General features: G+C 63.7%; 16 protein-coding genes and 1 tRNA gene. 12 read left to right on the top strand and 5 right to left on the bottom strand.

Features of this window, described 5'->3' with window-relative positions; all coding sequences use genetic code 11:
• Positions 1-87 precede the first annotated feature (87 nt).
• Positions 88-939 carry a LysR substrate-binding domain-containing protein gene (locus BGP85_RS20860; RefSeq protein WP_103449896.1) on the top strand — a complete coding sequence of 284 codons (852 nt, stop codon included), beginning with the start codon at positions 88-90 and terminating at the stop codon, positions 937-939.
• 3 nt (positions 940-942) lie between these two features.
• Here the strand turns inward: BGP85_RS20860 and BGP85_RS20855 are convergent, their stop codons facing one another.
• Entirely contained in the window at positions 943-1,692 is a 750-nt protein-coding gene (locus BGP85_RS20855; protein WP_103449895.1) for a sulfite exporter TauE/SafE family protein, read from the bottom strand.
• A 113-nt stretch (positions 1,693-1,805) separates the two neighbouring features.
• Here BGP85_RS20855 and BGP85_RS20850 point away from each other — a divergent pair, with 113 nt between their 5' ends.
• The 3 genes from BGP85_RS20850 to BGP85_RS20840 all read left to right on the top strand — a co-directional run bounded on the left by BGP85_RS20850 (position 1,806) and on the right by BGP85_RS20840 (position 3,843).
• Positions 1,806-2,762, top strand: a complete 957-nt coding sequence (locus tag BGP85_RS20850) for a LysR family transcriptional regulator (protein WP_103449674.1) — start codon at positions 1,806-1,808, stop codon at positions 2,760-2,762.
• 55 nt (positions 2,763-2,817) lie between these two features.
• Positions 2,818-3,273: a MarR family winged helix-turn-helix transcriptional regulator gene (locus tag BGP85_RS20845; protein WP_027919493.1), complete on the top strand. Its 456-nt coding sequence runs from the start codon at positions 2,818-2,820 to the stop codon at positions 3,271-3,273.
• Between the two features lie 141 nt (positions 3,274-3,414).
• Positions 3,415-3,843 carry an organic hydroperoxide resistance protein gene (locus BGP85_RS20840; RefSeq protein WP_027596038.1) on the top strand — a complete coding sequence of 143 codons (429 nt, stop codon included), beginning with the start codon at positions 3,415-3,417 and terminating at the stop codon, positions 3,841-3,843.
• A 56-nt stretch (positions 3,844-3,899) separates the two neighbouring features.
• On the opposite strand, the gene efp is transcribed toward BGP85_RS20840, so the two are convergent.
• On the bottom strand, positions 3,900-4,469 hold the full coding sequence (efp, locus tag BGP85_RS20835) for an elongation factor P (RefSeq protein ID WP_013971530.1): 570 nt from the start codon (positions 4,467-4,469) through the stop codon (positions 3,900-3,902).
• 48 nt (positions 4,470-4,517) lie between these two features.
• The gene (gene earP, locus BGP85_RS20830; protein ID WP_103449673.1) at positions 4,518-5,651 is read right to left on the bottom strand and encodes an elongation factor P maturation arginine rhamnosyltransferase EarP; all 1,134 of its coding nucleotides are present in this window, start codon (positions 5,649-5,651) and stop codon (positions 4,518-4,520) included.
• Between the two features lie 131 nt (positions 5,652-5,782).
• Between earP and BGP85_RS20825 the strand changes: the two genes are divergently transcribed.
• Both BGP85_RS20825 and BGP85_RS20820 read left to right on the top strand, forming a co-directional pair.
• On the top strand, positions 5,783-6,181 hold the full coding sequence (locus BGP85_RS20825; protein ID WP_103449672.1) for a hypothetical protein: 399 nt from the start codon (positions 5,783-5,785) through the stop codon (positions 6,179-6,181).
• 2 nt (positions 6,182-6,183) lie between these two features.
• Positions 6,184-6,654 (top strand): GreA/GreB family elongation factor, encoded by a 471-nt coding sequence (locus BGP85_RS20820; RefSeq protein WP_103449671.1) that lies wholly within the window; start codon positions 6,184-6,186, stop codon positions 6,652-6,654.
• Here BGP85_RS20820 and BGP85_RS20815 read toward each other — a convergent pair.
• Positions 6,642-7,586 (bottom strand): LysR family transcriptional regulator, encoded by a 945-nt coding sequence (locus BGP85_RS20815; protein ID WP_103449670.1) that lies wholly within the window; start codon positions 7,584-7,586, stop codon positions 6,642-6,644. The two genes, BGP85_RS20820 and BGP85_RS20815, sit on opposite strands and share 13 nt — an antisense overlap.
• Positions 7,587-7,703: 117 nt before the next feature.
• Here BGP85_RS20815 and BGP85_RS20810 point away from each other — a divergent pair, with 117 nt between their 5' ends.
• The 4 genes from BGP85_RS20810 to BGP85_RS20795 all read left to right on the top strand — a co-directional run bounded on the left by BGP85_RS20810 (position 7,704) and on the right by BGP85_RS20795 (position 12,527).
• The gene (locus BGP85_RS20810; RefSeq protein WP_103449669.1) at positions 7,704-8,453 is read left to right on the top strand and encodes a 3-oxoacyl-ACP reductase family protein; all 750 of its coding nucleotides are present in this window, start codon (positions 7,704-7,706) and stop codon (positions 8,451-8,453) included.
• A 136-nt stretch (positions 8,454-8,589) separates the two neighbouring features.
• Positions 8,590-9,771, top strand: coding sequence for an MFS transporter (locus BGP85_RS20805; protein WP_103449668.1), 1,182 nt, complete (start codon positions 8,590-8,592; stop codon positions 9,769-9,771).
• A gap of 119 nt (positions 9,772-9,890) precedes the next feature.
• A complete protein-coding gene (locus BGP85_RS20800) occupies positions 9,891-10,271 on the top strand; it encodes a hypothetical protein (RefSeq protein WP_103449667.1) in 381 nt (126 codons plus the stop codon).
• Positions 10,272-10,388: 117 nt separating this feature from the next.
• Positions 10,389-12,527 carry a TonB-dependent siderophore receptor gene (locus BGP85_RS20795; protein WP_103449666.1) on the top strand — a complete coding sequence of 713 codons (2,139 nt, stop codon included), beginning with the start codon at positions 10,389-10,391 and terminating at the stop codon, positions 12,525-12,527.
• A gap of 172 nt (positions 12,528-12,699) precedes the next feature.
• Here the strand turns inward: BGP85_RS20795 and BGP85_RS20790 are convergent.
• Positions 12,700-12,789, bottom strand: a tRNA-Ser gene (locus BGP85_RS20790).
• A gap of 199 nt (positions 12,790-12,988) precedes the next feature.
• Between BGP85_RS20790 and BGP85_RS20785 the strand changes: the two genes are divergently transcribed.
• Positions 12,989-13,678 carry a crotonase/enoyl-CoA hydratase family protein gene (locus tag BGP85_RS20785; RefSeq protein ID WP_103449665.1) on the top strand — a complete coding sequence of 230 codons (690 nt, stop codon included), beginning with the start codon at positions 12,989-12,991 and terminating at the stop codon, positions 13,676-13,678.
• Positions 13,679-13,758: 80 nt separating this feature from the next.
• Positions 13,759-14,478 (top strand): lysophospholipid acyltransferase family protein, encoded by a 720-nt coding sequence (locus BGP85_RS20780; RefSeq protein WP_103449664.1) that lies wholly within the window; start codon positions 13,759-13,761, stop codon positions 14,476-14,478.
• The last annotated feature ends 39 nt before the right edge of the window (positions 14,479-14,517 follow it).

Here is a 14,517-nt window from a genome sequence, read left to right as displayed (position 1 = left end):
CTCCGTGTTGATGGCTCCAGTCTCTGCCCAGGCTTAAGATCAATCCAACGAATGTTTCTGATGCCATGCATCTCGGAGATTGATGCAATGTCCCAGTACCAGAGTCTCGATGCCGACGTGCTGCGCACCTTCGTCGCCATCGCCGAGCAAGGCGGCTTCACCCGCGCCGGGGAAGTGGTCAACCGCACCCAGTCGGCGGTGAGCATGCAGATGAAACGCCTGGAAGAAGACATCCTGCAGCGCCAGCTGTTCGAGCGCGACGGCCGTCAGGTCCGGCTTACCGCCGAGGGCCAGGTGCTGCTTGGCTACGCCCGGCGCATCCTCAAGCTGCATGGCGAAGTGTTCAATACCCTGCGCATGCCGCACATGGTCGGGCTGGTGCGTATCGGTACGCCGGATGATTACGCCATGCGCTTTCTGCCGACCATCCTCTCCAGCTTCGCCCAGGCCTACCCGCTGGTGCAGGTGGAGGTGCATTGCGACTCGTCCAAGCAACTGATGCTGCGCCAGGACCTGGACCTGACCATCGTCACCCGCGAGCCGGGCAACGAAGTTGGCCAGCTGCTGCGCCAGGAGCGCCTGGTGTGGGCCGCCGCCGAAGGTTTCTGCCCACAGGAACAGCGGCCAATGCCGCTGGCGCTGTTCAACACCGACTGCTTCTGCCGCGCCTGGACCTGCAACGCCCTGGAGGCCCAGGGCATCGACTACCGCATCGCCTACACCAGCCCCAGCCTGGCGGCGATCTTTGCCATCGTCACCGCCGGGCTGGCGGTAACGGCGCAATTGCAGAGCCTGGTCGGTGGCAATATCCGCATTCTCGGCGAGAGCGATGGATTGCCGCAGTTACCACTGGCAAACGTGATGCTGCTGCGCAACAGCCAGGGCCAGTCGCCGATCACCGACTGCATGGCCGATTACATCGTCGAAGGGTTCATGTGACGCTTACAGCTCGAAGCCCAGCATCACCGCACAGACCACCAGGAACACACAGAACATCGCCCGCAATACCTTCTCTGGCAGTGCATGGGCCAGTTTCACCCCCCAACTGATGCTCAGCAGCCCACCGACCGCCAATGGAATGCCCACGCTCCAGTCCACGCTGTGGTGCACCCCATAGGTCACCAGGGTCACCAAGGTACTCGGCGCCGCCAACGCCAGTGACAGCCCCTGCGCCACTACTTGGGTGGTGCCGAACACACTGGTCAGAATCGGCGTGGCCACGACGGCCCCACCCACGCCGAACAGGCCGCCCATGGTCCCGGCAAAACTGCCGAGCACGCCCAGCCACGGCCAGGCATAACGCAGCTCGGCACTGGGCGGCGAGACCTTGAGGAACATCCGCGCCACGTTCCAGATGGCCAGGGCTACCAGGAAGCCGACGAAGCCCAGGCGCATCGCGTGGGCGTCGATACCCACCGCCCAGATCGACCCGAGCCAGGCGAACAGGAAGCTGCACAGCGACAGCGGCACGGCATGGCGCAGCTCGATGCGGTTGCGCTGGTGATAGCGCCACAGCGCCAACAGTACGTTCGGCACCACCATCACCAACGCGGTGCCCTGGGCCAACTGCTGATCGAGGCCGAACAGCACGCCCAAGGCCGGGATGGCGATCAGGCCGCCGCCGATGCCGAACAACCCACCCATGGTGCCCAGGCCGGCACCCAGCACGATATACAAAAACCACTCGATCATCAGGGCCTCATCCGCCTGTGTTTGGAATGCCAGCATGCTAACGATTGCGCTCTAGCGGGGAAACGCATAGCAACGCACAATGGCTTTGCGTTTCTCGCATAAGCGGAATGACCATGAGCCCCGATACCCTGACTCACCAGCTGAGCCTGTTTCTCGATGTGCTGGAGAGCGGCAGTTTCTCCGCCGCCGCCCGTCGCCACCCACTGACCCCGTCCGCCGTGGCCCGACGCATCGACAACCTGGAAAGCGCCGTGGGCAGTCGCCTGTTCACCCGCAGCACCCATGCCGTGCGCGCCACCCCGGCGGGCAACGCCTTCGCCGAGCGCGCCCGGCGCATCATCGAAGAACTGCGCCTGGCCCGTGCCGAGGCGGTATCGCTGAGCAATGCCCCCGAGGGCCTGATCCGCATCGACGCCCCGGCCGCCTTCGGCCGCCGTCACCTGGCGCCAGCGATTGCCGACTTCCTGGTGGCCTATCCAGGCCTGGATGTGCAATTGCGCTTGATCGATAGTTTCGTCGACTTGCATGGCAGCCACCTGGGCGAGGTCGATCTGGTACTACGCGCCGGCCCCCTGGCCGACACCCGCCTGGTCGCCACCAAACTGGCGCACATGGTGCGCATCGCCTGCGCCAGCCCTGCCTACCTGGCCAGCCGCGGCATGCCCAGCTGCCCCAGCGAATTACCTGCTCACGACGGCCTTGACTGGGACGGCCTGGCACCGCCGTTCGCCTGGCGCTTCGCGGTCGACGGGCAGGTGTGCCTGTACCGCCCGGCGCGCATGCGCATGGCCGCCAACAACGCCGAGACCCTGTTGTTCGGCGCCCTCGCCGGCCTCGGTATCGCCCACTTGCCGACCTGGCTGATCAGCGACTACCTGCTGCGCGGTGAACTACTGCCGCTGTTCTGCGACAACGGCCTGCCCGAAGCCGAAAACAGTGGCATTTATGCACTGCGCCTTGAACATGAAACGAACTCTCGCAGCCGTTTGCTGCTCGAATTTCTCAAGAGCCGCTTCAGCCCGGTTCCCCCCTGGGACCTGGCACTGCGCAGTGAACTGCGCTGGCAGTAAGCGCCCCAACCTTCAGCGTGCTAGATTTCTCCATTGATGACATTCAAGGACCTGCATGAACGCCAACACCCAAGCTTCCTGTGACGAGCTGCTGCTGGACAACCAGGTCTGCTTCGCCCTGCACTCCACCTCGTTGCTGATGACCAAGGTCTACAAGCCGCTGCTGCAAGCACTGGGCCTGACCTACCCGCAGTACCTGGCCATGCTCGTGCTGTGGGAGCAGGACGGCCTGACCGTAGGCGAAATCAGTCAGCACCTGCTGACCGACCCCGGCTCGCTCACGCCCCTGCTCAAGCGCCTGGAGAGCGAAGGCCTGCTGCAGCGCAACCGCAGCCGCGAGGATGAACGAGTGGTGCTGGTGCAATTGACCGACAAGGGCCGTGCCTTGCAGCAGCAGGCCCGGGAAGTACCACAATGCATCCTCAAGGCCAGCGGCCGCAGCCTCGAACGCTTGCAACAGCTGCAGGCCGACCTGCTGGAGCTGCGCGACAGCCTGCAAAAAAACCTCTGACGGCTACGCTGTGTGATGCCCGTTCGGATGAGCGGTGAAGATTTATCTTGCGCACTAACTAATTGCGCGCTAATTTAAATCCCGTACCCACATGACGCCACCTGATCACCAGGGGCGCACAGCACACTAGCGAGGCTCAAGATGCAAAAGGTCACTCCGCTGTACATCGCAGAAGCCACCTCCACCGGCGGTCGCGACGGCAAATCCCGCTCCAGCGACGGCAAGCTGGAAGTCAAGCTGAGCACTCCCAAGGAACTCGGCGGCGCCGGTGGTGACGGCACCAACCCTGAACAGATGTTCGCCGCCGGCTACTCGGCCTGCTTCATCGGCGCCCTGAAGTTCGTGGCCGGCCAGGAGAAGAAAGCCCTGCCTGCGGATGCCTCGATCACCGCCAACGTCGGTATCGGCCAGATCCCTGGTGGTTTCGGTTTGGACATCGACCTGCACATCAACCTGCCAGGCCTAGCCCAGGCCGATGCCGAAGGGCTGGTGGAAAAGGCCCACAAGGTCTGCCCTTACTCCAACGCCACCCGCGGCAATGTGGATGTGCGCCTGCACGTGACCGTGTAAATCACAGGCACAAAAAAACCCGGCCAAGGCCGGGTTTTTGCGTTTCGCAAGAAGGATTACTTCTTGGAGCGGCCTTTGAAGCTGTTGTCGCGAGTGTCGATGTCGATCCACTCGTCGATCTGGATGAAGTCGGCAACCGAGATCTCGGTACCGTTCTTCAGCTTGGCAGGCTTCATGACCTTGCCCGAGGTGTCGCCGCGAGCAGCGTTCTCGGTGTAGACAACCTGACGGCTGATGGTGGTCGGCAGTTCAACCGATACCAGACGGCCTTCGAAGAACACGGCTTCGCAGACGTCTTCCATGCCTTCTTCGATGTACGGCAGAACGGCTTCGATGTCCTCGGCGTTCAGCTCATACATGGTGTAGTCGGTGGTGTCCATGAAGGTGTATTCGTCACCGTTGATGAACGACAGGGTCGCTTCTTTGCGATCCAGGATCACGTCGTCCAGCTTGTCGTCTGCACCGTAGACGGTTTCGGTCTTGTAGCCGGTCAGCAGGTTTTTCAGCTTGGTCTTCATGATCGCGCTGTTGCGACCCGACTTGGTGAACTCGGCTTTCTGAACCAGCCACGGGTCGTTGTCGATCCGCAGTACGGTACCGGGTTTCAGTTCTTTACCAGTTTTCATTACGAAGTATCCGAATCTGGATGGATTTATAAAAATCGAGGCCGCATATCATAGCCAATTTCGGTAAAACTGTACCAGCGCCTTGGCAAGGTCCGGCCGAGCGGCTTGACTCACGGCCCATTCAGCGGCGTGCTGTTGCAGTTCCGCCCAGTGTTTGCGGGCGCCTTGCCAGGCCGCGTGCATGTCGCGGTCCATGTTCCAGGCACGCCACAATGCCATCAGCGCCTCGCTGGCCTCGTCCGACAAGCCCTGTCGATAATGCGCGAGGAAGGCTTCGAGTTTTTCCCAGTGGGCATTTTCGTCCTGCACATAGATGTGCCACAGCATCGGCCGGCCAGCCCACTGGGCGCGCACGAACGAATCTTCCCCCCGCACCGCGTTGAAATCGCAGCTCCACAGCAAGCGGTCATAATCGTCCTGGCTGATGAACGGCAGGATCTGCACGGTCAACGTGCCGCGCTGGTGCACATCGCCCGGCTGCAACTGTTGCTCACCCAGCCAGGCGCCCAGGTCGCCGAGAATGCGCCCTTGCGGGACCAGCAGGTGAACCGGCTCGGCATCCTCGGCCAGCGCATCGAGCCAACCGCCCAGTTGGCCGTTTTCGTAAGCGAACAGCGACATCAGCAGTGCACCAGGCTGCACCTGCACGCCCAGGCCCTGGAGGAATGCCGCACGCGCTTCGGCCGACTGCTCGAAGGCTTGCCGGCGCGGCAGCAGGCTGGCCTCGCGCAATAGCCCGCCGGTCTTGTCGGTGAAGCCTGGGAAGAAGAACACCTTGCGCAGGCCATTGGGCTGGGGCGATGGCAAGCCATGGCAGCCTTCGACCCAGTCCTCGGCGCTGAGGTATTCGAGGTTCAGCCACAGCACCGGCGCCGTGCGCGCGCGCATCGCTTCTACGTAAGCTGCCGGCAACTGGCAGGCAAAGGCCCCGATCACCACGTCGGCAGGCTCGACGGGCTGCCAGTCGGCAGGCCACAAGCGCACGTCGACATTTTGCTGCCATTGCTGTGCGGCACTGGCATCGGCACCCGGGCACAACGGCACGAAGGCATCCAGGTCGTCCACCCACAGGCGCACCGCCAGGTTGTGCTCGGCCACCAGCTGCCGAGCCAGGCGCCAGGTCACACCGATATCGCCATAGTTGTCGACGACGCTGCAGAAAATGTCCCAAGTGGTTTTCATGTGCCCTGCCTCGCCCTGCGCGAAAACCGCGAATTCTGCGGATAAATTGTCGTCGACAAAAGCACCACACGGAAAAAAGCGCCAGCGCCATGCGACAATGGCCCCTTCGCCCGCCCTGCCAGGAGGCCGCCATGCCCCGCCACCGTGAACTGAAGATCACCCTCAAACCGCTGCAACTGATTTTCTGCGTGGCCTTTGGCCTGTGGCTCGGCGCCGTGGCGATTGCCCTGAGCCTGTGGCTGGCCCTGCAACTGTGGCCAGAACAGGTTGAGCCCGTGGCCCAGGCTGTGGCACCGGCCTACAGCAAGCCGGCACCGACGACTGCACCCGCCCAGCCGGTGGACGCGCAAAGCGAGATGTTCGAGCGCTACAAGGACATCCTGCACAAGCAGGAAGTGCAGCAGGCCGCCGAGGCCGCCCAAGGCAACCCGCGCAACCTCAACAGCCCCAAGTGCCAGTTCTGGCTGTCGCAGAACCGCACCGCGCCTACCGACAAGAGCCAGGCCAACGTACTGGAGTTCTGCTACTGACCATGGACAAGGCCACCCTGCTCAAGCGTATCGTCGCGGCCCTGGAAACCGACATGGAGGTGTTGCGCCGTGCGGCCCAGACCGCCTACGAGGCGGCTACTGCCGAAGAGAACATCGCCGAGAACAAGTACGACACCCTGGGGCTGGAAGCGTCGTACCTGGCCACCGGGCAGGCGCGGCGCACAGCCGAGATTCGCCAGGCGCTGCTGACTTACCAGCAATTGCTGCTGCGCGAGTATGACCCGTCGCGAGGGGTACAGGTGAGCAATCTGGTGACGCTGGAAGATGAAGATGGCGGGCGGCGGTTATTGTTTCTCGGGCCAGAGGCGGCCGGGTTGAAGATTGGCGAGGGGGATGACCTGGTTACCGTGATCACCCCGCGTTCGCCATTGGGACAGCAACTGGTGGGCAAGAAAGTCGATGACGAAATAAGTCTTGGCACCCAGGTATTCTACGTAATCTATGTTGCCTGACATGCCAAGGCATCGAAACGAGTCGCCAACCCTCGGCAGGCAAACTGCTCCACCACAAAGTCGATGAACGCCCGGGTCTTGCCCGGCAACAGCTTGTGCTCGGCGTAATACAAGCTGATATGCCCATCATCCACATACCAGTCCGGCAACACCCGCTGCAGCTGCCCGGCCTCCAGGTAGGGTACGGCAAACGGCAAGCTGACCAGGGCAATCCCCAACCCCTGCTGCGCTACTGCACACGCCGCATCTGAATCGCTCATGGTCATCGCCTGGCGCAACAGCAACGGCTGCTGTTCCTGCCAACGACTGGTCAAGGGCCAGGTGCGTACCCGCCCGGTCTGCGGGGAACGGATCAGAATCCCGTCGTGGCGCTGCAGCACCTCAGGGCTGTCGATAGCGGCATGCCGGTCCATGTACGCAGGCGCCGCCACCAGCACCCGATGCGCGGGGGTCAGCTTGCGCGCCACGACGCCCAACGGCAGCTCGAAACCACCGCCAATGGCCGCATCGAAGCCCTGACCGATCAGGTCTACCTGGCGGTTGTCGAAATGCCAGTCCGGGGTGATCGCCGGGTAGCGGCGCAGAAACTCACCCAGCAGCGGCAGCACGTACAGGCGGCCGAACACGGTGCCCATGCTCACCCGCAGCAACCCGGCCGGCTGACCCTCGGCGCTGGCCAGGTTGGCCACGGCGTACTGGATGGTGCGAAAGCTGTCGCTCACCTCGCCCAGAAATCGCTGCCCGGCCTCGGTCAAAGTCAGCTTTCGCGTACTACGCTGGAACAGCCGCACCCCGAGGCGCGCTTCCAGCTGGGCAACGTGCTTGCCCACTGCCGCCGGGGTGATGCTCAGGCGCCGGGCCGCTTCGGCGAAACTGCCCACCTCGGCGCTTCGAATGAAACACTCGAGGGCGTTGAAAGACTCCATGGCCATGATTGCCAACCAAAGGTTTACTCTGCTGATAGTGATTGCCATCTTATCAGCAGGTAATCATCGGTCGATACTGCGTCCATCCAAGGCATCCGGCCTTGCTTCCAGCAGGAGATCAGCATGTCCAAGAAACTTACCCTCGAAGGCAAAGTCGCCTTCGTCCAAGGCGGTTCGCGCGGTATCGGCGCAGCCATCGTGCGGCGCCTGGCCCACGAAGGCGCACACGTCGCCTTCACCTACGTCAGCTCCGCCGGCCCAGCCGAAGCGCTGGCCGACGAAATCAAGGCCGCTGGCGGCCAGGCCCTGGCCCTGCGCGCCGACAGTGCCGACGCCGCCGCCTTGCAGCTGGCGGTGGACGACGCCTTCAAGGCCTTCGGCCGCCTCGATATCCTGGTCAACAACGCCGGCGTACTGGCGGTTGCGCCGCTGGCCGAGTTCGACCTGGCGGACTTCGACCGCACCCTCGCGGTCAATGTGCGCAGCGTGTTCGTCGCCAGCCAGGCTGCTGCCCGGTATATGGGCCAAGGGGGGCGCATCATCAACATCGGCAGCACCAATGCCGAACGCATGCCGTTTGCCGGTGGCGCCCCGTATGCCATGAGCAAGTCAGCGCTGGTCGGCCTGACCAAGGGCATGGCCCGGGATCTGGGGCCGCAGGGGATTACCGTGAACAACGTGCAGCCAGGGCCGGTGGACACCGACATGAACCCGGCCAGTGGCGAGTTTGCCGAAAGCCTGATTCCGCTGATGGCCATCGGGCGGTACGGGCAGGCGGACGAGATTGCCAGCTTCGTGGCCTACCTCGCAGGGCCCGAGGCGGGTTACATCACTGGAGCCAGCTTGTTGGCCGATGGTGGGTTTGCGGCTTGAGGGTTGTATAAAGGCGGCAACGTGCACGGCTTGAATTTTATGCTGGTGCAAAGATCGAGCGCCGCGCGGGCGGCGCTCGATCTGACAGGCGCCACAAAATCACCGACGAACACCCCCAGCACCAAACGAGAATCTCATGAAATCCCCCTCCCTGAGCCGCGCCATGATCCTGCTGATGGCCACGGCCACCGGCCTTGCCGTGGCCAGCAACTACTATGCCCAACCGCTGCTGCACAGCATTGCGCAACAGTTTGGCCTGAGTACCGCCAGTGCCGGCAGCATCGTCATTGCCGCGCAACTGAGCTATGGCGCCGGCCTGTTGCTGCTGGCGCCGCTGGGCGATCTGTTCGAACAGCGCCGGCTGATCGTGGTGATGACGGCCATCTCCACCCTGGGCCTGGTCATCAGCGCCTGTGCCCCGAGCCTGCCCTGGTTGCTGCTCGGCACCTCGCTCACCGGCCTGTTCTCGGTGGTGGCGCAGATCCTCGTGCCGATGGCCGCCACCCTGAGCGAGCCGCATCAGCGCGGTCGCGCCGTGGGCACCTTGATGAGCGGGCTGCTGCTGGGCATCCTGCTGGCGCGTACCGCTGCCGGCTTCATGGCCGAGCTGGGCGGCTGGCGCAGCATCTATGTGCTGGCCGCCGTGCTGATGGCGCTCACGGCGTTGGCGCTGTACCGCAACCTGCCCGAACACAATAGCCATGCCGGCCTCAAGTACCCGGCGCTGATCGGCTCGGTGTTCCGCCTGTTCATCGAAGAGCCGGTGCTGCGCCTGCGCTCGCTGCTCGGCCTGCTGGCGTTCAGCCTCTTCGCACTGTTCTGGACACCGCTGGCATTCCTGCTGGCCAGCGGGCCGTACCACTACTCCGACGCGGCCATCGGCCTGTTCGGCCTGGCCGGAGCGGCCGGTGCGCTGGCGGCCAACTGGGCCGGGCGCCTGGCCGACCGCGGCAAAGGCTCGCTGGGCACCACGGTTGGCCTGGTGGCGCTGCTGTTGTCGTGGATCCCGCTGGGCTTTGCCGAAAGCTCGCTGCTGGCCTTGCTGGTGGGTGTGCTGGTCCTGGACCTGGCCGTGCAGCTGGTGCACGTGAGCAACCAGAATGCGGTGATCGCCCTGCGACCTGAAGCCCGTACGCGGCTGAATGCCGGGTACATCACCTGCTACTTCATCGGCGGTGCGCTAGGCTCGTTGCTGGGCACACAGCTGTTCCAGCGCCAAGGGTGGATGGGCATCGTGGTGGCAGGCCTGGTGATCGGCACTCTGGCCCTGGTGGTATGGGGCCTGGCGCAGCGCAAGGCCGCCGCACAGCTAGCCTGAAGGCATCACTGAGCGCGACAACCCACCGCATTACCCTCCGTCGCCTGGCCGTTGACTTGCCTGCCCAGGCGGCGCTCAGTAGGCGCTGGTCAAGGACCTTTCACTGACAGGATGAATCAATGACAAGACTCACGGTGCAATCCGGCGATTTCTTGCAAGGTGAAGGCGAGTTTCGCAATGGATCGCTCACACTCAAGACCCCGCGCAGCCCTTCACCCGGCGAGCGGATTTCCCTGGCCCGTATCGCTGACCTGCGCCTGGCCAGCCTGGAGTCCAGCCGTAGCCTGGGCACCGCCCTTGGCTGGGGCGTGGCCGGGGCGCTGGTGGCCGGCCCGGTGGGCCTGCTGGCCGGGCTCTGGCTGGGCGGCAAGGAGGAAGAAGCCACCTTCCTGGCCACCTTCAAGGATGGCCGCAAGCTGATGGCCATTACCGATGGCAAGACCTGGTCGAAGATCGACCACACCTGGCGCCAGCATCGCCGCCCGGCAACTGCTGACTGAGCCCCTGCAGGGCCTGGGCCTGCTAAGATAGCGGCTTTTTTTCTGTCTGTTCCGGCCCTTTCGCGGGTTTACCCGCGAAAGGGCCTGCGCGGTCTTCGCCCCAAGGACGCCCTCTGCATGTCTCTGCTTCGCCCTCACCTGCCCCTGAGCCTGCTCAGCCTGGGCCTGGCCCTGCACAGCCCTCATGGCCTGGCCGAAGACAGCCTGGAACTGGCCCCGGTGCAGGTGTCCGACACTTACGACGATGAAGGCTACCAGGCGCGCGAGGCCTCGGTCGGCGGCTTCCAGCCTGCACCCTTGCTCGACACCCCGGCCTCGGTCAGCGTGTTCAGCCAGCAACTGCTGGAAGACCGCCAGGTCCGCCTGCTCAGCGAAGTGCTGCAAAGTGACGCCTCGGTGGGCGAAAGCTATGCCCCGATCGGTTACTACGAAAACTTCAATGTGCGCGGCTTCGAGCTCAACGCCGCCAGCAGTTACCGCATCAACGGCCAGACCATCGCCGGCGAGCAGAACGTGGCACTGGAGAACAAGCAGCAAGTCGAGCTGCTCAAGGGCCTTTCCGGGCTGCAGAGCGGCGTGTCCGAGCCGGGCGGGCTGATCAACTACGTGACCAAGCGCGCCGCCGACGTGCGCAGCGTGACGGTTTCGACCAACGCCCAAGGCGAGCGCTACTTGGCCACCGACCTCGGCGGCTGGTTCGGCGGTGAGCGGCAGTTCGGCCTGCGCGCCAACCTCGCCCACGAGGACATCCGTTCCTACGTCGACCATGCCGACGGCAAGCGCGACTTTGCCTCGCTGGCCTTCGACTGGCAGATCAACCCCGACGCCACCTTGCAGCTCGATGCCGAGTACCAGCACCGCGAACAGCGGTCGGTGCCGGGCTATCAGTTGTTGGGCGGCAGCGAATTGCCCCATGGCATCGACCCGAGCGACCGCCTGGCCTACCAGCACTGGGCGAAGCCTGTGCAGAACGATTCGCTGAACCTGGGCGGGCGCTTCGAATACCGCTTCAACGAGGCCTGGACCAGCACCCTGAGTGCATCGCACAGCAAGGTGGTGATCGACGACTACAGTGCGTTCGCCTGGGGTAGCGAGGGCGGCAGGCAGTCGCATTTCAGCCCCGAAGGCGACTACGACATCTATGACTTCCGCAGCCCCGACGATACCCGCCGCACCGATGAAGCCCAAGCCATGCTCAAAGGCCATTTCGACGCACTGGGTGTGCAGCACGACCTGACCGTGGGCAGCAGCGCCCAACGCCGCACGCTCGACCAGCGCCCCTATTACAACGAGCTGGTCGGCAGCGGCAACATCTATACCGGCGCGCCGGCCGTGGCGCCGTCGGACAAGCCGGTCGGTGCCAGCGAAAAGCGCCTGGACAGCCGCCAGTACGGCCTGTTCGTCAGCGACCGCATCAGTTTCAACGAGCAATGGCAGACCGTGCTGGGCGCCCGCGAAGTGCGCCTGGACGAAAAAACCTGGGACGAGAACGGCGTGGCCGGGCGCCATACCCGGCAATACCAGCTGCTGCCCAATGCCGCGTTGATCTACAAACCACGCCCCGACACCACGCTGTATGCCAGCTACGCCAAGGGGTTGTCGGCGGGCGGCACAGCACCCTGGTACGCCAGCAACGCGGCCGAGATACTCGCCCCTACCCTCTCCCACCAATTGGAGCTGGGCATCAAGCGTGACTGGCATGGCATGAGTTTCACCGCCGCGCTGTTCCAGATCCGCCAGGCCTACCAGTACGCACGCCCAGAAGGCGACGGCAGCTTCACCTATGTGCAGCACGGCCAGCAGAAGAACATCGGCCTGGAACTCGGCGCCAGCGGCTGGGCAACCTCCAATCTGCAGCTTCAGGCAAGCGCTGCGGCGATTCGCGCCCGGGTGCAGGACAGCGGCACCGATGCCTATGAGGGCCATCAGGCGATCAACGTGCCGCGACTGCGCGCGGCCCTGCATGCCGAGTACAGCCTGCCAGTACCCGGCCTGGCCTTGCTCGGCGGGGCGCGCTACAGCGCCAGCAAGTATGCGAGCCAGGCTGGCAACGTCGAGGTGGGTGGGTACGCCGTGTTCGATATCGGTAGCCGCTACCGCACACAGCTCGGTGGGTATGACACCGTGCTGCGGCTGACGGTGGATAACGTTTTCGACAAACGCTACTGGCGTGATGTGGGAGACTACCTGGGCGACAACTACCTGTTCCAGGGGGCGCCGCGGACGGCGCGGTTGTCGGCGTCTGTAAGCTTCTGACAGGCTCACACATAGCCTTGTAGGAGCGGGCTTGTCCCGCGAACGGGGGCGACGCGGTGGCTGGCACCGGCGTTGCCGGTGTTCGCGGGGCAAGCCCGCTCCTACAAGGGATCGCCAAGCGCAGAATGCAAAAAGCCCCCGAACTTTTCAGCTCGGGGGCTTTCGCAGAATGTGGCGGTGAAGAAGGGATTTGAACCCTTGATACGATTTCTCGTATACACACTTTCCAGGCGTGCTCCTTCGACCACTCGGACACTTCACCGTTTTCTCTTCAAGGCTTTCACCCCGTCGAGGCGCGCTAATTTAGTAGAAGAGCTTTTCTTTGGCAAGCATTTTTTTCAAATTTTTCATGTATTTGCATGGAGGGACCAATAAACGCTGACCGACCAGTCAGCCTTGCTGCTTTACCTGGCCTTCGGCGCTGGGTAACGTCAGCGCCACGCCCCCCAAAGGACCCTGCAATGAGCGAGCTGATTACCTACCACGCCGAAGACGGCATCGCCACCCTGACCCTGAACAACGGCAAGGTCAACGCCATCTCGCCGGACGTCATCGCGGCCTTCAATGCCGCCCTCGACCGCGCCACGCAGGAGCGTGCCGTGGTGATCATCACCGGCCAGCCGGGCATCCTCTCCGGGGGGTACGACCTCAAGGTGATGACCTCCGGCCCCAAAGAAGCCGTCGCCCTGGTTACCGCTGGCTCCACCCTGGCCCGCCGCCTGCTGTCGCACCCGTTCCCGGTAATCGTCGCCTGCCCCGGCCATGCCGTGGCCAAGGGTGCCTTCCTGCTGTTGTCGGCGGATTACCGCATCGGCGTCGAAGGCCCGTACAAGATCGGCCTGAACGAAGTGCAGATCGGCATGACCATGCACCACGCCGGCATCGAGCTGGCCCGCGACCGCCTGCGCCGCTCGGCCTTCCACCGCTCGGTGATCAATGCCGAGATGTTCGAGCCCAAGGATGCACTGGATGCCGGCTTCCTCGACAAGGTGGTGCCGGCCGAGCAGTTGCTTGAAGTCGCCCAAGGCGTTGCCCGCGAGCTGAAGAAGCTGAACATGCTGGCGCACAAGAACACCAAGCTGAAAGTGCGCAAGGGGCTGCTGGATACTCTGGACGAGGCGATTCTGCTCGATCAGGGCCACATGGGCTGATCGCACCGGCTCACACCAGGTTTGCCCCGGCCAGTGCACAGCCGTACACTGCGCCGCGACTGTCTGGTGTGAGTCGTACCATGCTTTATTCGCTTCGCATGCTCCTGCTGGGGCTGCACTTTTTGCTGGCGGGCGCCCTCGGCCTGCTGATCGGCCTGCTGCGCCCCTTCAACCGCGACAACAGCCGTCTCTTCGCCCGCCTCTACAGCGTGCCGGCCACCTGGCTGATGCGCATCAGGATCAAGGCCGAAGTCGGCCCACTGTGGGACCAGCCGCCCGGCTGCGTGATCGTGGCCAATCACCAGTCCAACTACGACCTGTTCATCCTCGGCCATGTCGTGCCGCAACGTACTGTCGCCATCGGCAAGAAGAGCCTCGGCTGGATTCCGCTGTTCGGCCAGCTGTTCTGGCTGGGCGGTAACGTGCTGATCGACCGCAAGAACGCCTACCAGGCGCGCAAGGCCATGCAGACCACCACGCGCATCCTGCGCGACGATACTTCGATATGGATCTTCCCGGAGGGCACGCGCAACCCCGAAGAACAGCTGCTGGCGTTCAAGAAAGGTGCGTTTCACATGGCCGTGGAAGCCGGTGTGCCGATCGTGCCGGTGTGCGTCAGCCGCTATGCCCGGCGCCTGAGCCTGAATAGCTGGCGGCGGCGAACCGTGATCATCCGTTCACTGCCACCGATCGCCACCAGCGGCCTCAGCCAGCAGGATGTGCCGGCATTGATCGAACAGTGCCGTACCCAGATGCAGCAATGTATCGACCTTATGGAAGGTGAACTGAAAAAGACCTAGTTTGCTTCATCGCGAGCAAGCTCGCTCCTACAGTTGCTC

It is taken from the genome of Pseudomonas putida (assembly GCF_002906855.1).
Taxonomy (GTDB): Bacteria; Pseudomonadota; Gammaproteobacteria; order Pseudomonadales; family Pseudomonadaceae; genus Aquipseudomonas; species Aquipseudomonas putida_N.
The sequence above is the reverse complement of the archived record's forward strand: the minus strand, read 5'-3'. Positions and strand labels throughout refer to the sequence as shown.